Genomic DNA, 18,528 nt, shown 5'->3' with positions numbered 1-18,528 from the left:
GCATTTGTAAATCTTTCTTAGCAAAACGTGCGGCATAAAGCAGGTTTGCTTCAGATTCTTTTAAGGTTCAGGCGTTACGTTTGGCGCTACGATTAAAGACAGGCTCTCATTATGCAATCCACATTACTCCAGACTAAACCCGCGTTTAGCTGGAAAGCCCTGGGCTGGGCACTGCTCTACTTTTGGTTCTTTTCCACCCTCCTGCAGGCCATTATTTATCTCACCGGATACAGTGGGACAAACGGTCTGCGGGATTCGCTACTGTACAGCTCACTGTGGCTGATCCCGGTCTTTCTGTTTCCAGGCCGCATCCGGGTTATTGCTGCCGTTATTGGCGTCGTACTTTGGGCCGCCTCGCTGGCGGCACTGAGCTATTACGTAATCTACGGGCAGGAGTTCTCGCAAAGCGTGCTGTTTGTGATGTTTGAAACCAACGCCAATGAAGCCAGCGAATATTTAAGCCAATATTTCAGTCTGAAAATTGTTCTTGTCGCGCTGGCTTATACGGTAGCGGCGATTCTGCTGTGGACACGTCTGCGCCCTGTTTATATTCCATCCCCCTGGCGCTATCTGGTGTCGTTTGCCCTGCTGTACGGGCTGATCCTCCATCCCATCGCGATGAATACCTTTATCAAGCATAAGTCGATGGAGAAAACGCTGGATAGCCTGGCGTCACGAATGGAGCCCGCCGCGCCGTGGCAATTTATTACTGGCTACTATCAGTACCGTTTACAGCTCGCTTCGCTGAATAAACTGCTGAATGAAAACGATGCCCTGCCGCCGCTGGCTAACTTCCAGGACCACTCCGGCGATGCGCCGCGCACGCTGGTACTGGTGATTGGCGAATCGACCCAGCGTGGCCGTATGAGCCTGTACGGTTATCCGCGCGAAACCACGCCGGAACTGGACGCGCTGCATAAAACCGACCCCGGGCTGACCGTGTTTAATAACGTGGTAACTTCGCGACCATACACCATTGAGATTCTGCAACAGGCGCTAACGTTCGCGGACGAAAAGAACCCGGACTGGTATCTGACGAAGCCATCGCTGATGAATATGATGAAACAGGCCGGGTATAAAACCTTCTGGATCACTAACCAGCAGACGATGACGGCGCGTAATACCATGCTAACCGTGTTCTCTAAGCAGACTGATAAGCAGTTCTATATGAACCAGCAGCGCACTCAAAGCGCACGCGAATATGACAGCAACGTGCTGGCGCCGTTTAAAGCGGTGTTAGCCGACCCGGCGCCGAAAAAATTCATTATTGTGCATCTGCTGGGAACGCATATTAAATACAAGTTCCGCTATCCAGAAAACCAGGGCAAGTTTGATGGTAAAACCGACCATGTTCCGCCGGGATTAAGCAGCGACGAACTGGAATCGTATAACGATTACGATAACGCGAACCTGTATAACGACTATGTTGTCGCCAGCCTGATTAAGGACTATAAAGCGACCGATCCGAACGGTTTCCTGCTCTACTTCTCCGACCACGGTGAAGAAGTGTATGACACGCCGCCGCATAAGACGCAGGGACGAAACGAAGATTCGCCAACCCGTCATATGTATACGGTGCCGTTCCTGCTGTGGACCTCAGAGAAATGGCAGGCGGCGCATCCGCGCGACTTCTCACAGGATGTCGATCGTAAGTACAGCAGTTCCGAGCTTATCCATACCTGGTCGGACTTAGCGGGCCTGACCTATGATGGCTACGACCCGACGCGTTCCATCACCAACCCGCAGTTCAAAGAGACCACGCGCTGGATTGGCAACCCGTATAAGAAAAACGCGCTGATTGATTATGATACGTTGCCGTATGGCGATCAGGTCGGTAATCAATAGCCTATATGCTGCCCGATAACGCTAACGCTTATCGGGCCTGGTGTTCTTCTCTCCCGTAGTCCGGATAAGGCGCAAAGCGCCGCTATCCGGCAATAATCGCTTGAGGACATCGGTTTTCGACGTTACTGTTTCCTCTGTTTGCGATCGGCAGGGGATTATCATGTATCACGACGTCAGCCACCTTCTCTCCCGTCTCATCAACGGCCCGCTGCCGCTGCGCCAGATTTATTTTGCCAGCGCCAGCGGCCCAGCGCCGGAACTGGCGTACCAGGTGGATTTTCCGCGGCTGGAGATTGTGCTGGAGGGCGAGCTTACTGATATGAGCATTACCGCCCCGCTCATTCCTTGCGATGTTCTCTACGTTCCGGCTGGCGGCTGGAACATCCCGCAGTGGCAAACGCCCGTCACCACCCTGAGCATTCTGTTTGGCAAACAGCAGTTAGGTTTCAGCGTGGTCCACTGGGACGGTCAGCAGCATCAAAACCTCACGAAACAGCACGTTGCGCGCCGCGGCCCGCGTATCGGCTCGTTCCTGTTACAAACGCTTAATGAGATGCAGATGCAGCCGCAAGAGCAGCAAACGGCCAGATTGATTGTCGCCAGCCTACTAAGCCATTGCCGCGATCTGCTCGGCAGCCAAATCCAGACCGCCTCCCGCAGCCGCGCGCTTTTTGAAGCCATTCGGGAGTATATTGATGAACGCTACGCCGCGCCGTTGACGCGCGAATCGGTAGCACAGGCGTTTTATATCTCGCCAAATTACCTCTCGCACCTGTTCCAGAAAACGGGGGCCATCGGCTTTAACGAATACCTGAACCATACGCGACTGGAACACGCCAAAACGTTGCTGAAGGGTTATGACCTGAAAGTGAAAGAGGTGGCGCACCGTTGTGGCTTTGTCGACAGTAACTATTTCTGCCGCCTGTTTCGCAAAAATACGGAACGCTCGCCGTCGGAGTATCGCCGCCAGTATCACAGCCAGCTAACGGAGAAATAATCCACACGCCAGTAAAGAGAATACAGTAGATAAAACGCGCATTTACTGGATTATTGTAATATCAATGCAAAAACCTCACTCCCCCACATGGCATACAACAGCACGTTATACGTTAATCATCACCAACTTGTGAAGTAAATCACACTTTACCAAGAGCATCACATTTGTCCAGTTTTTGGCAGATTTGTCACATAGCGTATCCGGGGCACGCTCCTTTATCCTGTCCATAACGAAAACTCACGAAGAGAAAGACTATGGAACTCTATCTGGATACCGCTAACGTGGCGGAAGTTGAACGTCTGGCGCGCATTTTCCCGATTGCCGGCGTCACCACCAATCCAAGCATTGTGGCAGCCAGCAAAGAACCTATCTGGGATGTGCTGCCCAGGCTGCAAAACGCCATCGGCGAAGAAGGCACTTTATTTGCGCAGACCATGAGCCGCGACGCGAAAGGGATGGTGGAAGAAGCCAAACGGCTGAATAACGCCATCCCCGGCATTGTGGTTAAAATTCCGGTGACCGCCGAAGGTCTTGCAGCGATTAAATTGCTGAAAAAAGAAGGCATCGTGACGCTGGGCACCGCCGTCTACAGCGCATCGCAGGGCCTGCTGGCGGCGCTGGCGGGCGCAAAATATGTCGCTCCCTACGTCAACCGCGTTGATGCGCAGGGCGGCGATGGCATTCGTATGGTTCAGGAGCTGCAAACGCTACTGGAACATCACGCGCCTGACAGCATGGTGCTGGCGGCCAGCTTTAAAACGCCGCGGCAGGCGCTGGATTGCTTACTGGCAGGTTGCCAGGCGATTACCCTTCCTTTAGATGTAGCGCAACAAATGCTCAATACGCCTGCGGTAGAGTCAGCAATAGAGAAGTTTGAGCAAGACTGGAAAAACGCTTTTGGTAATCTGAACCTGTAGGGGAGAAATGTATGGATCGCATTATTCAGTCACCAGGTAAGTATATTCAGGGTGCAAACGTCATCGCGCGTCTTGGCGATTATTTAAAACCAATGGCGAACAACTGGCTGGTTGTGGGCGATAAATTCGTGCTGGGATTTGCCGAAGAGACGCTGCGCAAAAGCCTGACGGATGCCGGTTTGTCAGTAGAAATCGCCCCGTTTAGCGGCGAATGTTCGCAAAATGAGATCGACAGGCTGCGCGCCGTCGCCGAAAAAAGTCAGTGTGGCGCCGTACTGGGTATCGGCGGCGGTAAAACGCTGGATACCGCCAAAGCGCTGGCGCACTTTATGAACGTCCCGGTCGCTATCGCGCCGACCATCGCCTCTACCGACGCACCGTGCAGCGCGCTCTCGGTTATTTATACGGATGCCGGTGAGTTTGACCGTTATCTGCTGCTGCCGCATAACCCGAATATGGTCATTGTCGATACGCAGATAGTGGCGGGCGCGCCGGCGCGTCTGCTGGCAGCCGGTATCGGCGATGCGCTGGCGACCTGGTTTGAAGCGCGCGCCTGCTCACGCAGCGGCGCCACCACAATGGCGGGCGGTAAGTGTACACAGGCCGCGCTGGCGCTGGCGGAGCTATGCTATAACACGCTGATCGAAGAAGGCGAAAAAGCCATGTTGGCCGCCGAACAGCACGTCGTCACGCCAGCGCTGGAACGCGTCATCGAAGCCAACACCTACCTGAGCGGGGTCGGTTTTGAAAGCGGCGGTCTGGCCGCAGCGCACGCGATTCATAACGGTTTAACGGCGATTCCGGATGCGCACCACTATTATCACGGTGAGAAGGTCGCTTTCGGTACGCTGGCGCAACTGGTGCTGGAAAACGCGCCGGTCGAAGAAATCGAAACCGTTGCGGCGCTGTGCCATTCCGTTGGCCTGCCGATTACGCTGGCGCAACTGGATATTAAACAGGATATCCCGGCCAAAATGCGCACCGTCGCGGAAGCCTCCTGCGCAGAAGGTGAAACTATTCATAACATGCCTGGCGGCGCAACGCCGGATGAAGTGTACGCCGCGCTGCTGGTCGCCGACCAGTACGGTCAACGCTTCTTGCAGGAATGGGAATAAGGTCTGAGCAATACTCCTGACGATAGTCAGGAGTATTTCAGCTTGCTGACCCAACAGAATTCATTTGCCAAATATCGACACAGGCACCTTATCTGGCCTTGTTATCCAATCATCCAGGCCGGGTAAGCGAAGCGCCATCATCAGGTATTCCATAGCCTGGAATCAGTCCATTTTGTCCTGAAATAGACTTTTTTATCACGCACCATTCTCTCCGCGGAAAGTCAAATGACGTACTGACACACTTCACGGACGAAGAAGATGAAATTCGCACAGGCACTTATCGGTATTCTTGCTGCTTTTTTTATTAGCCATACCTCTCATCATTCGCCACGCTCTGATACCAGACCAATAACCGTTCAGGCGCAAACTAATGCTGCAATCGCCCAAAGTGCCGGGACGCAAATAGGTAAGACGCTATTTTATGATGCTGCCTATGTTCGTCTGGATTATCCGAATGGCGATCTTCCGCTGGAGCGTGGCGTATGTGCAGATGTCGTCATCCGCGCGCTGCGCAGTCAGCAGGTTGATTTACAGAAACGGGTACATGAAGACATGCAGGCGCATTTCTCTGCCTACCCGAATAACTGGAAGCTGAAACGCCCGGACAGCAATATCGACCATCGCCGCGTTCCGAATCTGGAAACCTGGTTCCAGCGTCAAAACAAAGCGTTGCCGGTGACAGATAAATATAGCGATTATCAACCGGGAGATATTGTCTCCTGGCGACTGGATAACGGCCTTGCGCATATTGGCGTGGTATCCCTGAACGTCACGCCTGAAGGGGTGCCGCTGGTTGTGCATAACATAGGCGCGGGAGCACAGGAGGAAGATGTATTATTTAACTGGAAAGTAACGGGGCATTTTCGTTATTTTTCGCATTAAACGCGGAAAAAGTCAGCGACTACCGAATAGCAGCCGCTGACGAATTAACCTATCAGATTATTGCAGATCGAAACGGTCCAGGTTCATCACTTTCACCCATGCCGCGACGAAGTCCTTCACAAACTTCTCGTGCGCATCGCTACACGCGTAAACTTCCGCCAGCGCGCGCAGTACGGAGTTGGAACCAAACACCAGATCGGCGCGGGTCGCCGTGTATTTCACCTCGCCAGTCAGACGATCCCGGCCTTCGAACAGCTCATTAGATTCGTCGGTCGGTTTCCACTCGTAACGCATATCCAGCAGATTAGCGAAGAAGTCTGTGCTGAGCACGCCCGGTCTGTCGGTAAAGACACCGTTCTGGCTGCCGTCAAAGTTGGTTCCCAGCACACGCATCCCGCCAACCAGTACCGTCATTTCCGGCGCGGTCAACGTTAACTGCTGCGCTTTATCAATCAACAGCGATTCGGTCGTCGACACATCCAGACGCGCACGATAGTTACGGAATCCATCGGCAATCGGTTCAAGCAGCGAGAACATCTCGATGTCGGTCTGATCCTGACGCGCATCCACCCGGCCCGGCGCAAAAGGTACGCTGATGCTGACACCCGCAGCAGCGGCCGCCTGCTCGATACCGACCACGCCCGCCAGCACAATAATATCGGCCAGCGAGGCTTTATTCGTCGTTTTCTGGAGCGCTTCTAATACCGGCAGAACGCGAGCCGCAACAGCGTTAACATCCCAGTCGCGCTGAGGCGCTAATGCCAGACGCGCGCCGTTAGCGCCGCCACGCTTATCGCCGCCGCGGAAAGTAGACGCGGATGCCCAGGCAACCGAAACCATCTCGCTAATAGAAAGCCCGGATGCAGCGATCGCCGCTTTCAGGTTGATAATGTCTTCCTGCGTTGGCTGGTAGAGCGGTTGCGGCAACGGATCTTGCCAGATCAGATCTTCTTTCGGCACTTCCGGTCCGATGTAACGCGCTTTTGGTCCCATATCTCTGTGCGTCAGTTTGAACCAGGCACGAGCAAAGGCTTCATTAAAGGCCTGCGGATCGTTAAGGAAACGGCGGGAAATCTTCTCGAACTCCGGATCAAAACGCAGCGTCAGATCGGTGACCAGCATGGTTGGCTTACGTTTTTTCGACGGATCGAACGGGTCCGGGATGATATCCGGCGCGTCTACCGCTTCAAACTGGATAGCGCCAGCCGGACTACGGGTTTGTACCCACTCATATTTGAACAGGTTCTCGAAGAAATAGTTGCTCCACTGGGTCGGCGTCTGCGTCCAGACCACTTCCAGCCCGGAGGTGATAGCATCCGCGCCAACGCCGCTACCATAGCTGCTGGCCCAACCTAAGCCCTGCGCTTCAATCGGCGCGGCTTCCGGATCGGCCCCTACATGGGATGCCGCTGCCGCGCCGTGGGTTTTACCGAGGGTATGCCCGCCAGCGATCAACGCCACGGTCTCTTCGTCGTTCATCCCCATATTGCCAAAGGTAGCGCGAATGGCGGCGGCGGCAGAAAGTGGTTCGCCACTGTGATCCGGCCCTTCCGGGTTAACGTAGATAAGGCCCATCTCGGTCGCGCCCAGCGGCGCTTTTGCCAGCGCTTCAGGGTGTCGGTGAGTCAACCAGGCTTTTTCATCGCCCCAGTTCACATCCAGATCCGGTTCCCAGACATCTTCACGCCCGGCGCCGAAACCGAAGGTACGGAAGCCGGAGTTTTCCAGCGCCACGTTACCCGCCAGAATAAACAGGTCGGCCCAGGAAATTTTCTGGCCATATTTCTGCTTAATCGGCCACAACAAACGACGCGCCTTATCCAGGCTGACGTTATCCGGCCAGGAGTTAAGCGGCGCAAAACGCTGTTGACCACGACCTGCGCCGCCACGACCATCAATAGAACGGTAGGTGCCAGCGCCATGCCAGGCCATACGAATAAACAAACCGACATAGCTGCCCCAGTCGGCGGGCCACCACGGTTGTGAATCGGTCAGCAGCGCCTTGAGATCCCCTTTCAGAGCGGAGTAGTCTAACTTGCTAAACTCTTTGCGGTAGTCAAAGTCTTCACCCAACGGATTAGAACGGTTGGAATGTTGATTCAAAAGATCCACGCGAAGTTGGTTCGGCCACCAGTCGCGGCTGGCTGTCCCTGCGCCTGCGCTTCGGTCATGCCCCCCATGATGGAAAGGACATTTTCCAGCGGATAACGTGTTATGGGTATCGTCGGTCGTGCTCATATCTCAGCTCCCTTTTAAAGTGTTACCGTTACGATATACACCAGGAGCAAATAGATATAGTTGAATTAATCCACAGATTCGATAGCTAATACCTTTTATATTTTTAGTTACAGAGATGTAGATCAATATGAGGTGTAATAAAGCTCCCGGCAGGGAGCTGGAGATTATAAACCGGGTCTTACGCCCAGCGTGTGGCAAATGGCATAACTCATTTCCGCACGATTCAACGTGTAGAAGTGGAAATCCTTCACTCCTTCGCGGCTTAAAATTTTCACCATGTCCATCGCAATGTTAGCGCCCACCAGCTTGCGGGTTTCTGCGTCATCATCCAGCCCCTCAAACATCAGTGACATCCAGGACGGAATGCGGACATTGGTCATATCGGCAAATTTTTTCGCCTGTTTAAAATTAGACACCGGTAAAATGCCGGGAATAATTTCTACGTCGATACCGGCGGAAACACAGCGGTCACGAAAACGCAGATAGCTTTCCACATCGAAGAAAAATTGGGTTATCGCGCGGTTAGCGCCAGCATCCACTTTACGCTTCAGATTAAGCAGATCGGCCTGCGCGCTTTTCGCTTCCGGATGTACCTCCGGATAGGCCGCTACTGAAATATCGAAATCGGCCACCTCTTTGAGCAAACCAACCAGATCGGCGGCGTACATCTCCGGCTTACCGCTGCCCGGCGGCAAATCGCCGCGCAAAGCAACAATGTGGCGGATACCGTTATTCCAGTAGTCGCGGGCGATGGTGCGCAGCTCATCGCGCGTGGCGTCAATACAGGTAAGGTGCGGCGCGGCCTCAAGCCCAGTACGCTCTTTAATGCCTTTAATAACGCTATGAGTGCGGTCACGTTCTCCAGAGTTGGCGCCATACGTTACCGAAACAAACTTCGGTTTCAGACTGCTCAGGCGATCGATGGAGTTCCACAGGGTTTGCTCCATTTCACTGGTGCGCGGCGGGAAAAATTCAAACGAAACGTTAATCTGACCCTGTACTTCCGCCAGGCTCTGATTCAGGGCTTCCCGCTGGTTGGCGTGAAAAAAGCTCATACCTTACCTCATCAATCGCATGTTATTATTTGTTGTGTTGTAAACATCTATCCGTTTAGACGTCCAGATGTAAAAATGACGGAAAAGCAGAAGGACGTCAACTGAAAAATCACGCCAAAGAATGAGGAATATTCAGCAAAGTTGAATTTTCTTCATGTCACGCCGCGACACTGAACGCGCCGCGGCAGGGGAAATTACTTCTTCACATCCGCAACGCGCATCCCTTTGAGCTGCTCATCCGTGATGGTGTTGCCCGCCTTAAAGTAATCAACTATCGCATTCGACACATAGTAGCCGCCGGAGGTATTCCGCGCCTGGCCTTCCGTGAACGCCGCAAAACCATCGCCGCCGTCGGCAAGGAAGCTGTTGGTGGCGATGTGATAAACCGCCGCATCGTCAATCGGTTTGCCATTGAGCGTCAGCACGGTAACCCGCTGGCCGACAGGTTTGCTGCTGTCATACTTCATCTCCAGCCCTTTAGACACCTGCAATACGCCGTTGCTTAATCCAGCGCCATGCTCCATCAGGCTGCGCAATTGTTTACCGGTTAAATCCATCGTGACCAGTTCATTAGGGAACGGGAAGGTACTGATTACCGCCCCCATCGTCACCGCGCCAGCCGGGATTTCGTTGCGGATACCACCAGAGTTAGTAAGCGCTAACTGGGTGTCTTTCCCCGCCGTAAAAAGCAGCGCATCCGCCGCCAGATTCCCCAGCGACGACGATTCGCCATACGCGCGGGTCAGCTCAACCGGCGATTGCGCCACCGTCTGCTGCACGACTTCATCCAGCTTTTTATTCCAACCGTCAATCACCTGCTTCGTTTGCGGATCGGGCTTCCACTCATCAGCAAAAATGGTCTTCAGCTCGAAGTTCTTTACGGTAAACTGATGCGGCTTTTCCTGGTAGTCCAGCACCAGTTTGCCGACATCAATGCCGCCACTGTCCGTTGAAAGAATCAGCGTATTGCCGACTTTAATCGGTTCCGGCGTACCGACATGCGCGTGGCCGGTAATCAAAATATCCAGCCCTTTGACCTGACTTGCGGTCTGAATATCTTTATCCAGCGCGCGTCGCACATCGGTATTCCCCATGCTGGACTGGCGGGCCGGGGTGCCTTCGTGGATCAGCGCGACGGTCAGATCGACTTTACCTTTAAGTTCATCAATGTAACGTTGCAGCCACTTAATCTCATCGCGTGCCTCAATGCCCACGCGCGTCGCGGCAGATACCGTATCATTAAAAGCAAAGACACCGTGTAAGCCGATTACGCCAATCTTGACGCCATCTTTTTCAACAATGGTGTACGGCTTATCCCAGAAGGATTTACTGCTGTCCTCATAAAAAATATTGCCCTGCACGATAGGGAATTTTGCCCGGCTCAGTTGCAACAATGTATTGTCCCAGCCATGATCGAACTCATGATTACCGATAGTGGCAGCGTCATACTGCATGGTATTCAAAATATCGATAATCGCTTTACCCTTCGTCAGGCTACTGATATACGGTCCGGTAAAGTAATCTCCGGCATCAAAAAACCACGTCGCCTTATTTTTAGCTTTTTCCTGCTTCACCAGCGTAGTGATATTGGCCCAACCGCCAATATCGCGTTTACCGTCAGCAATCCACGGCACTTTATAAGGCTCCACATGGGCGTGTAGATCGTTGGTGTAAATAATGGTGACATCTTTGGCGCAGGCCCAGAACGGCAGCGTGAACAAAATACCGGCAGCAAGCAGTTTTACTTTCATAAATAAGTCCCTTTCAGTCATATAAAGATTCGCTACGTTACGTTCTGAAAGGTTTTTTTATGTGAGAGTCCTCACACCCGCGTACCGTTTTATGAAGGCAGAATCAACGACCTGCCAAAATCGTTGGTAAAATGTATGCCGCCTCTGTTCACCATTAATGCCTGCAAAAGCGCTGGTTGTCGCAATCTTGGGCTGCCTGACTCGCCGGATTATGTGTGGCCGGACTATCGTCTGGGTTATCCGGCATTGCATTGTCGAGCCTGCGGCAGCTATCCGCCGCTCTTCAACGAGGGGGAATTTCGCCGCTGGGCGTCTGCTTATATCGCGCAATATGCCAAAGAGCATGGTCACTTTTGCCCCGACTGCTATCAAAAAACATGGATTCGTTATGGACGTAATCCCGGCGGAACGCAGCGACTTCAGTGCCAGTACTGTAAGAAGGTCTGGACGCCAAAACAGCACGCGCTGAATGCCGCCGAAACGCCGGAACAGATTTGCAGTATTCCGCTGCTCGTACCGTTTCAGGGAGCGAATGCCTTCCAACAATTGTACTTTTTATTCAGTTTTGACGCTGTTCGCGGCAATGTTCTTCACCTTTCCAGCAATTTCACGTTACTTTCTGCCGGAAAGAGTTTGCATTACCACTGGAAAGGAATTGCGCCGCCCGAGGGTGAGAATGGCGATATTATTCACCGTATCGCCATTAAAGAACGGCAATTTTTACAGCGCAGCCAGTTCGATGAGATTCAGTATGGCCCGGCGGCGCTTAAACGTAACGCGCAAGGGACAATACTTCGCCCGGTCATTACGGCGCATGGTCATTTTCGGGTGCTGAAAAACCGCTTTCCTGATGTCGCGACACACATCATTGCCCATGAGTGTTTTTTGCGCGGCGCGGTCATTACGGCATGGGCGGAGCGGTTTCGCCAGCGTCTCTCCTCGCTGTGGTTCGTTGAGGAAGAGATAAACGATGACGATTGCCGCGCAGAGTGGCAACTGTTAGGCAAAACATGGCAGGGATGGTGGCAAAATCAGTGGCAACTCTGGGGGCAAGGTCACAACCGCAAAATGGTCTGTTCGTTAACCGGTTCCCACTTAGAACAAGGTGTCGCCGTTAATCTGGCGGCCAGTCGCCGCTTTGTTACCTGGCTATGGCAACAACCTGAATTCCAGCAAAGCGCTCACTATTCCGCCAAACGCGTCACGCAAATTCTGTATTTGCTGACGGAAAAATATAACTCACAATGGAATCACATTTAACCCAATGATGTAATGCCACGCATAAAAAATCACAGATTATCATTCAGAAGGCGCTATAGATTTAATCACCTCACATCCTGCTTTTATACGCTGAAAAAGAATAGAACTATTTGATAAAATGGCCCTTCGTTTTAAGTTAAAATCGGCTATAAACGTTATTCACATAATCAATATTTATTATCAATTTAAATAGTTCTATACATTCTTATTTTCTATGGAAAACAAGGGATAAATATGGAAATTACTTTACCGTCAATGTCAGATAAAAAATGGACCTGCGCCGATCTCCTGAGTAGCTATCGATTCTGGGGGATCACTTTTTTCTTTTTGGTGCTCTCTTTTATCGGTTCGCTGGGATCGTCGTATGGTGTTTATTTTTGGAGTAAATCTCTGTCTATTCCAGCCGATCGTATTGGCGCCATTCTCGTTGGCGGCCAACTGGGATACCTCCTGGGTATGGTTGCCAGCTGGTTTGTCTGCCGTATAAAAAATTGTTACCCCTTCTACTTTGTTGCGCTCCTGTTAATCATTGGCGTGGTCTGTTCCTTCTGCATAAATGGCCCGTCTGACGTAGTCAGGCTTATCATAGCGCAGTTTTTAATTAATCTGGGTGTGGGGATCATAACGCTGTTAGTCCCCATGCTGCTTTTCAGCGCTATCGGCAGTGCTCAGACATTTGTTATTTTATTTAGCCTCTGCTTACTGTTCAAATTTATCATCGCTGGCTATCTGTCTATATTTATATACTCAATTCCTTATATAGGAATAATCGTAATTACTTTAGCGGTTATCGCGCTTTTGCTACTATTACCGCTCAAAAAAGAACTTTTCTATATTGCACCGCCCAAAAGGTTCTCATCAACCCAGCGACCTGAGTGCGCAGAACCCGTTGTCGTCGCATTATTGGCCTTTTTCATTCCATTTTATATTATTTATTGGTTCTTCAGAATTCACCGGGAAATGCAATTTGTGGCGCCTTCGCCCCGACTCATGACCGCATGTGGCGCGGGATGGCTGTCAGCAATTATGCCGTTTGGCACAGCCATATTGTGTCTGACGCTTAGCGATGAAATCCGCGCTCTGCTGGCGAATAAAAACGAAGATGGCGGAATACGAACCGGCTGGACACTATTCTGGGCGTTACTGCTACCACCCGTCGGCGCGGCGATTATCCAGGCAAAAATGAACCGTTTTATTACCGCTAATACCGCGGATACTGCTGACAGAGGATAAACATGGAAGGTTTTGAGTTATTTCCAAAAATTAAAGGCGCGATCAAATGGATGGCCGAGCACAGTGACTCGGTAATTCATTTTGGCTGGAATGTTGTTGCCGCCATCATTCTACTTTTCATCGGTAAGTTAATAGCTCGCTTACTATCGAGGGGGCTGGAAAAATTACTTCTCAGGCGGCAAGTGGATGCCACTATTGTCCACTTTTTCTCCGCGCTGGTTCGCTACATCACGATAGCTTTCACGGCAGTAGCCGCTCTTGGCCGTGTCGGTATAGAAACCTCCTCAATTATTGCCGTTATCGGCGCGGCGGGTTTAGCCATTGGTCTGGCGTTGCAAGGGTCACTTTCCAACTTTGCCGCAGGCGTACTGTTTGTCTCCCTGCGCCCTTTCCGCGCCGGGGAAATTGTACAAATTGGCCTGGTTATCGGCACAGTAGAAAAGGTCCATATTTTCTCCACCACTCTGCTCACTGCGGATAGCAAAGAAGTTGTCATCCCGAATGGTAAAATTATTGCTGATAATATTATCAACTATTCACGACACCCCTATCGACGTATTGATCTGATTATTGGCGTGGATTACCAAAGCCGTATTGCTGACGTAAAAAGCGTGATACATCGTATTATTGAACAAGATCATCGCATTGATAAAACCCGCGATATTACGGTCCGCCTGGGCGAACTTGCGCCCTCTAGCCTGAATTTCTATGTTCGCGTATGGGTGCCCAACGCTCAGTACTGGAGTACTTACTACGATCTTCTGGAAAATATCAAGGAAGCAATGGATGAAAACGGCATCAATATTCCTTACCCCCGGATGGATGTCCGGGTTGAGAATGTAAAAAGCATCACGCCATAATGTTTCGTCAGCAATCGGATAGCGCTTCGTATATCAGTATCTACAGAATGACTGCATAACGTATTGATGAGGGAGCGAAGCGCAACCTGGCGCTTCGCTCACGAACTTGCCTTTATTACAGCAACTGCGCCAGGCGGTTGATATCCGACTGAATCGCCCCGGCGGTCACATCGCGACCCGCGCCCGGCCCACGGATCACCAGCGGGTTATCGCGATACCAGCGGCTTTCAATAGCAAAGACATTATCGCACGGCAGCAGCGCCGCCAGCGGATGCTCCGGACGCACCGCTTCAACGCCGACGCGCGCTTTGCCATTGGCGTCGAAACGCGCCACGTAACGCAACACCAGCCCCAGTTCGCGGGCTGCCTCCAGACGCTGCACCATCTGTTCATTCAGCGCGTCGCCGTTTTCGAAAAAGTGATCGATAGACCCTTCTTCACAATGCGCCGGCACCAACGATTCTACACGCACCTGATCCGGCTCGATGTCGTATCCCGCCTCGCGCGCCAGAATCACCAGCTTACGCATGACATCTTTTCCGGAAAGATCGACGCGCGGATCGGGTTCCGTCAACCCCTGCTGCCAGGCCTGATCCACCAGATCGGTGAACGGCACCGTACCGTCAAATTGCAGGAACAGCCAGGATAGCGTCCCGGAGAAGATCCCGCTGATCGAGAGAATCGTATCGCCGCTGTCAATCAGATCCCGCACAGTGTGGTTGATCGGCAATCCCGCGCCCACGGTGGCGTTATACAGCCAGTAACGCCCGGTTTTTTCAAACGCGTCATGAATCTGGCGATACTTATCGCTGGCGCTTGCGCCCGCCAGTTTATTGGCGCTAATCACATGAAAACCGTGGCTGGCGAAATCAAGGTACTGATCGGCCAGTTGCTCGCTTGCTGTCACATCCAGCACCACTAAATCATCATACGGATGCGCACGCATCCACAGGAATAGCGACTCTTCGTCCTGCTCAACGGCTTCATCATCAAAGAATGCCAGCGCGCGGCTGGCGTCCAGCCCTTCATAATTCAACAGGCTACGGCGGCTATCCACCACGCCCGCCAGCACAAATTCAAAACCAGTACGCGCGGAAAGCGTGCTTTGTTCACGGGCAAATAGTTCCAGCCAACGGGAGCCGATGTTCCCCTTACCGAACAGCATCAGGCCAATGCGTTTTTCGGCGCGGAAAACAGACTGGTGCAGCCCCTGAATCAGGCTCTCAGTCGGGCCGGTACGCAGCACCGCCACCAGACTGATGCCCTCCTCCGACTGCCAGGTAAACTCCACTGGCTGACCTTTCAACTGCTGCCAGAAGCGATGGCAGTGTAGCGGATTGCGAGTAACGCCCGCACCGACCATCGCCACCAGCGCCAGCCCCTGCCGCAGGCGCAATTCGCCCGGCAGCCCGACATCGTCGAGGAGTTTCAGTACGCTATCCGCTACCTCGGCGGTATAGCAGAACTGTAATAACTGGCGATCGCGATGCACGCCCACCGCCAGCGGACGCACCTGCGCCCGTTTTAAAATGTGGTCGAGCTCTTTATGCGCCAGCCTGAAATCCTGGCTGGCAGGCACCTGAAACTCAATCAGACAGATATCATCGTGACTGGTCACGATACGCGCGCCCGTCCCGGAAGCCAGCACTCGTTCAATTCGGGTTGACCCTTGATCCGGCGTGTAGCTACAGCGCAACTGCAAATCGATATCGCTGCCGGACACTGGCTGTAGCGTACGGGCGTGCAGAACAGGCGCCGCCAGACGCGCCAGCTCGCTGGCTTCGTCCAGACGCAGCAACGGCAGCAGGCAGGCATCTTTCACTTTGCGCGGGTCGGCGCTATAAACGCCCGCGACATCGCTCCAGATGGTCACGCGGGAAACGCCCGCCAGCGCGCCGATTTGCGTGGCGGAATAGTCGGAACCGTTCCGGCCTAACAGGACTGTTTCGCCGTCGTGATTGCGGCTGATAAAGCCGGTCACGACCAGACGTTTGCCAGGATGCTGCGCCAGTAGCTGTTGCAATAAAGGATAAGATAGCCCTTCATCAACCTGCGGCTGTGCGGCGCGTTCGGCGCGTAAAAATGCGCGCGCGTCCAGCCAGGCGGCATCCAGACCCTGCTGATTCAGGACGGCGGACATCAATCTCGCCGACCAAATTTCGCCGTGTCCGACGATCTCAGCATAGACGGCATCCGTTACGCCGCCGTCGAGCAAGGCGGCAAGACGTTCCAGATCGCTGATAAAAGCGCTGGTTAAGTCATCTGCCGCGTCGGCGGGAAGCAGCCCGCTAATCAGATCGCACTGGTAGCGGCGTAACGTCTGTAATACCTGATGCGCAGAAAGGCGATCGGTCTGGCTTAACTTGAGCCAGCTAATCAACTGGTTGGTGGTACTGCCTGCGGCGGACACTACCATCATATCGTCAGGCTGCGAATACTCCGCCATAATGCCTGCGACACGCAGGTAACACTTCACATCCGCCAGACTACTGCCGCCAAATTTATGCAGTTGACGACCTTTCGCCCCTGCCTGCGCAATCACACTCATGTTTACCCCTTGTTTGCAGCCCGGAAGCCATTTTCCAGGTCGGCAATTAAATCTTCGCCATCTTCAATACCGGTGGAGATACGCAGTAGCGTTTCGGAGATCCCGGCGGCGGCACGCGCCTGCGGCGACATACCGGCATGCGTCATGGTGGCGGCGTGAGAGATCAAACTTTCCACTCCCCCTAAAGATTCCGCCAGCGTAAACAGCGACAGCCCGCCCAGAAAACGACGCAGCGTCTCCTCATCCCCATCCAGTTCAAAACTCAACATTGCGCCAAAGCCTTTTTGCTGGCGCGCGGCAATTTCATGCCCCTGATTTTCCGGCAGCGACGGGTGATACAGTTTTTTCACCAACGGCTGGGTTTGCAGATATTTCACAATCGCCTGCGCGTTGCGCTGCGCCAGCTCCATACGCGGCACCAGAGTTCGCAAACCGCGCAGCAGCAGATAGCTATCAAACGCCCCGCCGGTCACGCCAATATTATTCGCCCACCACGCCAGTTCAGTGACCATTTCCGGATCTTTAGCAATCACCACGCCGGCCACGACATCCGAATGACCGTTGAGATATTTCGTGCATGAATGCAACACCAGATCGGCACCCAACGCCAGCGGATTTTGCAGCGCCGGGCTTAAAAACGTGTTATCAACGACGCTCACTGCGCCCGCCTCGCGCGCCAGCCGACAGATTTTCGCAATATCCACCACGCGTAACAATGGATTACTTGGACTTTCTACCAGTACCAGCTTCGGTTTTTCTTCCAGCGCCGCCTGTAAGGCGCGTTCATCGCCCTGATCGACAAACCGCACACGATAACAGCCGCGTGTCGCCAGACTGTCAAACAGACGATAACTGCCGCCGTAGCAATCATGCGGCGCGACCAGCAGATCGCCCGGCTTGAGGAAAACGGTGGTGACCAGATGAATCGCCGACATGCCGGTATTCGTCAATACCGCGCCCGCGCCGCCTTCCAGTTCCGCTAATGCGCGCTGAACAACATCACGCGTGGGATTACCGCGGCGGGAATAATCATGCGCGCGCGGCTCATTGAAACCGGTAAAGTTATAGGTACTGGAGAGATGGATTGGCGGCACAACGCAGCCGTATTGTTCGTCATCGTTTAATCCGCTACGCACTGCGATAGTGGCCTGTTTACGCGTCATATGAAGATATTCCTGGCTGAGTCGGTGAAAGTCAGGCCACAGATTAACCACTACCACAATAGACGTCAATACATCTGGACATCTAAACTTCTTTGCGTATAGATTGAGCAAACCGCAAATAGCCGTTAAAATTATATGCATTAGCGCACATCTGCGACCGCTAACTTCGTGTCAGGGCCGCGCCACTACGGTAAACTACGCGCGATTATGGTCCGGGCTCAGGTTCAGACCTCAATATTAATGACGAAGAGGATTAAGTATCTCATGGCTGAATGGAGCGGCGAATATATCAGCCCATACGCTGAGCACGGTAAGAAGAGTGAGCAAGTCAAAAAAATTACGGTTTCCATTCCTCTGAAGGTGTTAAAAATCCTCACCGATGAACGTACGCGTCGTCAGGTGAACAACCTGCGCCACGCCACCAACAGCGAGCTGTTGTGTGAAGCATTTCTGCACGCCTTTACCGGGCAACCCTTGCCGGATGATGCCGATCTGCGAAAAGAGCGCAGCGATGAAATCCCGGAAGCGGCAAAAGAGATCATGCGTGAGATGGGGATTGACCCGGAAACGTGGGAATACTGATAGCAAAGCATGCGGTCAGAACGCCTCTGGCCGCGCTTTTTTAACGATTCCCCCTGTACACGGCTATCTCCGACATTTTTCT

At 52.9% G+C, this 18,528-nt stretch carries 14 protein-coding genes; 9 read left to right on the top strand and 5 right to left on the bottom strand.

The window, feature by feature from the left end:
- The first annotated feature begins 111 nt into the window (after positions 1-111).
- The 5 genes from ACLJZ5_RS19515 (at position 112) to ACLJZ5_RS19495 (ending at position 5,756) form a co-directional block, all read left to right on the top strand.
- Positions 112-1,845, top strand: coding sequence for a phosphoethanolamine transferase CptA (locus tag ACLJZ5_RS19515; protein WP_001192092.1), 1,734 nt, complete (start codon positions 112-114; stop codon positions 1,843-1,845).
- Between the two features lie 160 nt (positions 1,846-2,005).
- Entirely contained in the window at positions 2,006-2,842 is an 837-nt protein-coding gene (locus ACLJZ5_RS19510) for a helix-turn-helix transcriptional regulator (RefSeq protein ID WP_000274595.1), read from the top strand.
- Positions 2,843-3,096: 254 nt separating this feature from the next.
- Positions 3,097-3,759, top strand: a complete 663-nt coding sequence (fsa, locus tag ACLJZ5_RS19505) for a fructose-6-phosphate aldolase (RefSeq protein ID WP_000424861.1) — start codon at positions 3,097-3,099, stop codon at positions 3,757-3,759.
- Between the two features lie 11 nt (positions 3,760-3,770).
- Positions 3,771-4,874: a glycerol dehydrogenase gene (locus ACLJZ5_RS19500; protein WP_024797952.1), complete on the top strand. Its 1,104-nt coding sequence runs from the start codon at positions 3,771-3,773 to the stop codon at positions 4,872-4,874.
- A 258-nt stretch (positions 4,875-5,132) separates the two neighbouring features.
- Positions 5,133-5,756, top strand: coding sequence for a DUF1287 domain-containing protein (locus tag ACLJZ5_RS19495; RefSeq protein WP_000666692.1), 624 nt, complete (start codon positions 5,133-5,135; stop codon positions 5,754-5,756).
- 57 nt (positions 5,757-5,813) lie between these two features.
- Here ACLJZ5_RS19495 and katG read toward each other — a convergent pair whose 3' ends face one another.
- The 3 genes from katG to ACLJZ5_RS19480 all read right to left on the bottom strand — a co-directional run bounded on the left by katG (position 5,814) and on the right by ACLJZ5_RS19480 (position 10,800).
- The gene (gene katG, locus ACLJZ5_RS19490) at positions 5,814-7,994 is read right to left on the bottom strand and encodes a catalase/peroxidase HPI (RefSeq protein ID WP_024797951.1); all 2,181 of its coding nucleotides are present in this window, start codon (positions 7,992-7,994) and stop codon (positions 5,814-5,816) included.
- Between the two features lie 164 nt (positions 7,995-8,158).
- A complete protein-coding gene (gene metF, locus ACLJZ5_RS19485) occupies positions 8,159-9,049 on the bottom strand; it encodes a methylenetetrahydrofolate reductase (RefSeq protein ID WP_000007507.1) in 891 nt (296 codons plus the stop codon).
- A 194-nt stretch (positions 9,050-9,243) separates the two neighbouring features.
- Positions 9,244-10,800 (bottom strand): bifunctional metallophosphatase/5'-nucleotidase, encoded by a 1,557-nt coding sequence (locus ACLJZ5_RS19480; protein WP_024798544.1) that lies wholly within the window; start codon positions 10,798-10,800, stop codon positions 9,244-9,246.
- A 135-nt stretch (positions 10,801-10,935) separates the two neighbouring features.
- Here ACLJZ5_RS19480 and ACLJZ5_RS19475 point away from each other — a divergent pair, with 135 nt between their 5' ends.
- From ACLJZ5_RS19475 to mscS, 3 genes are all read left to right on the top strand, one after another.
- Positions 10,936-12,060 (top strand): hypothetical protein, encoded by a 1,125-nt coding sequence (locus tag ACLJZ5_RS19475; RefSeq protein WP_024798176.1) that lies wholly within the window; start codon positions 10,936-10,938, stop codon positions 12,058-12,060.
- A gap of 234 nt (positions 12,061-12,294) precedes the next feature.
- Positions 12,295-13,293, top strand: a complete 999-nt coding sequence (locus tag ACLJZ5_RS19470; protein ID WP_000406813.1) for a hypothetical protein — start codon at positions 12,295-12,297, stop codon at positions 13,291-13,293.
- A 2-nt stretch (positions 13,294-13,295) separates the two neighbouring features.
- Positions 13,296-14,153 carry a small-conductance mechanosensitive channel MscS gene (mscS, locus tag ACLJZ5_RS19465; RefSeq protein ID WP_024798177.1) on the top strand — a complete coding sequence of 286 codons (858 nt, stop codon included), beginning with the start codon at positions 13,296-13,298 and terminating at the stop codon, positions 14,151-14,153.
- Between the two features lie 115 nt (positions 14,154-14,268).
- Here mscS and metL read toward each other — a convergent pair whose 3' ends face one another.
- Both metL and metB read right to left on the bottom strand, forming a co-directional pair.
- On the bottom strand, positions 14,269-16,701 hold the full coding sequence (gene metL, locus ACLJZ5_RS19460) for a bifunctional aspartate kinase/homoserine dehydrogenase II (protein WP_000110807.1): 2,433 nt from the start codon (positions 16,699-16,701) through the stop codon (positions 14,269-14,271).
- Between the two features lie 2 nt (positions 16,702-16,703).
- Positions 16,704-17,864 (bottom strand): cystathionine gamma-synthase, encoded by a 1,161-nt coding sequence (gene metB / locus ACLJZ5_RS19455; RefSeq protein WP_000197213.1) that lies wholly within the window; start codon positions 17,862-17,864, stop codon positions 16,704-16,706.
- 264 nt (positions 17,865-18,128) lie between these two features.
- Here metB and metJ point away from each other — a divergent pair, with 264 nt between their 5' ends.
- Entirely contained in the window at positions 18,129-18,446 is a 318-nt protein-coding gene (metJ, locus tag ACLJZ5_RS19450) for a met regulon transcriptional regulator MetJ (RefSeq protein ID WP_000852811.1), read from the top strand.
- Positions 18,447-18,528: the final 82 nt, after the last annotated feature.

The sequence above is a fragment of the Salmonella sp. 5800 genome (assembly GCF_046558195.1).
GTDB classification, from domain to species: domain Bacteria; phylum Pseudomonadota; class Gammaproteobacteria; order Enterobacterales; family Enterobacteriaceae; genus Salmonella; species Salmonella enterica.
This window is presented reverse-complemented; position numbering and strand designations above follow the sequence as displayed.

What these genes read in the sequence shown, in the direction of transcription:
- ACLJZ5_RS19480 (WP_024798544.1), bottom strand. Translation starts at nt 10,800, where the DNA reads ATGAAAGTAAAACTGCTTGCTGCCGGTATTTTGTTCACGCTGCCGTTC.
- ACLJZ5_RS19510 (WP_000274595.1), top strand. Translation starts at nt 2,006, where the DNA reads ATGTATCACGACGTCAGCCACCTTCTCTCCCGTCTCATCAACGGCCCG.
- fsa (WP_000424861.1), top strand. Translation starts at nt 3,097, where the DNA reads ATGGAACTCTATCTGGATACCGCTAACGTGGCGGAAGTTGAACGTCTG.
- ACLJZ5_RS19475 (WP_024798176.1), top strand. Translation starts at nt 10,936, where the DNA reads ATGCCGCCTCTGTTCACCATTAATGCCTGCAAAAGCGCTGGTTGTCGC.
- metL (WP_000110807.1), bottom strand. Translation starts at nt 16,701, where the DNA reads ATGAGTGTGATTGCGCAGGCAGGGGCGAAAGGTCGTCAACTGCATAAA.
- katG (WP_024797951.1), bottom strand. Translation starts at nt 7,994, where the DNA reads ATGAGCACGACCGACGATACCCATAACACGTTATCCGCTGGAAAATGT.
- metB (WP_000197213.1), bottom strand. Translation starts at nt 17,864, where the DNA reads ATGACGCGTAAACAGGCCACTATCGCAGTGCGTAGCGGATTAAACGAT.
- mscS (WP_024798177.1), top strand. Translation starts at nt 13,296, where the DNA reads ATGGAAGGTTTTGAGTTATTTCCAAAAATTAAAGGCGCGATCAAATGG.
- ACLJZ5_RS19515 (WP_001192092.1), top strand. Translation starts at nt 112, where the DNA reads ATGCAATCCACATTACTCCAGACTAAACCCGCGTTTAGCTGGAAAGCC.
- ACLJZ5_RS19500 (WP_024797952.1), top strand. Translation starts at nt 3,771, where the DNA reads ATGGATCGCATTATTCAGTCACCAGGTAAGTATATTCAGGGTGCAAAC.
- ACLJZ5_RS19495 (WP_000666692.1), top strand. Translation starts at nt 5,133, where the DNA reads ATGAAATTCGCACAGGCACTTATCGGTATTCTTGCTGCTTTTTTTATT.
- metJ (WP_000852811.1), top strand. Translation starts at nt 18,129, where the DNA reads ATGGCTGAATGGAGCGGCGAATATATCAGCCCATACGCTGAGCACGGT.
- ACLJZ5_RS19470 (WP_000406813.1), top strand. Translation starts at nt 12,295, where the DNA reads ATGGAAATTACTTTACCGTCAATGTCAGATAAAAAATGGACCTGCGCC.
- metF (WP_000007507.1), bottom strand. Translation starts at nt 9,049, where the DNA reads ATGAGCTTTTTTCACGCCAACCAGCGGGAAGCCCTGAATCAGAGCCTG.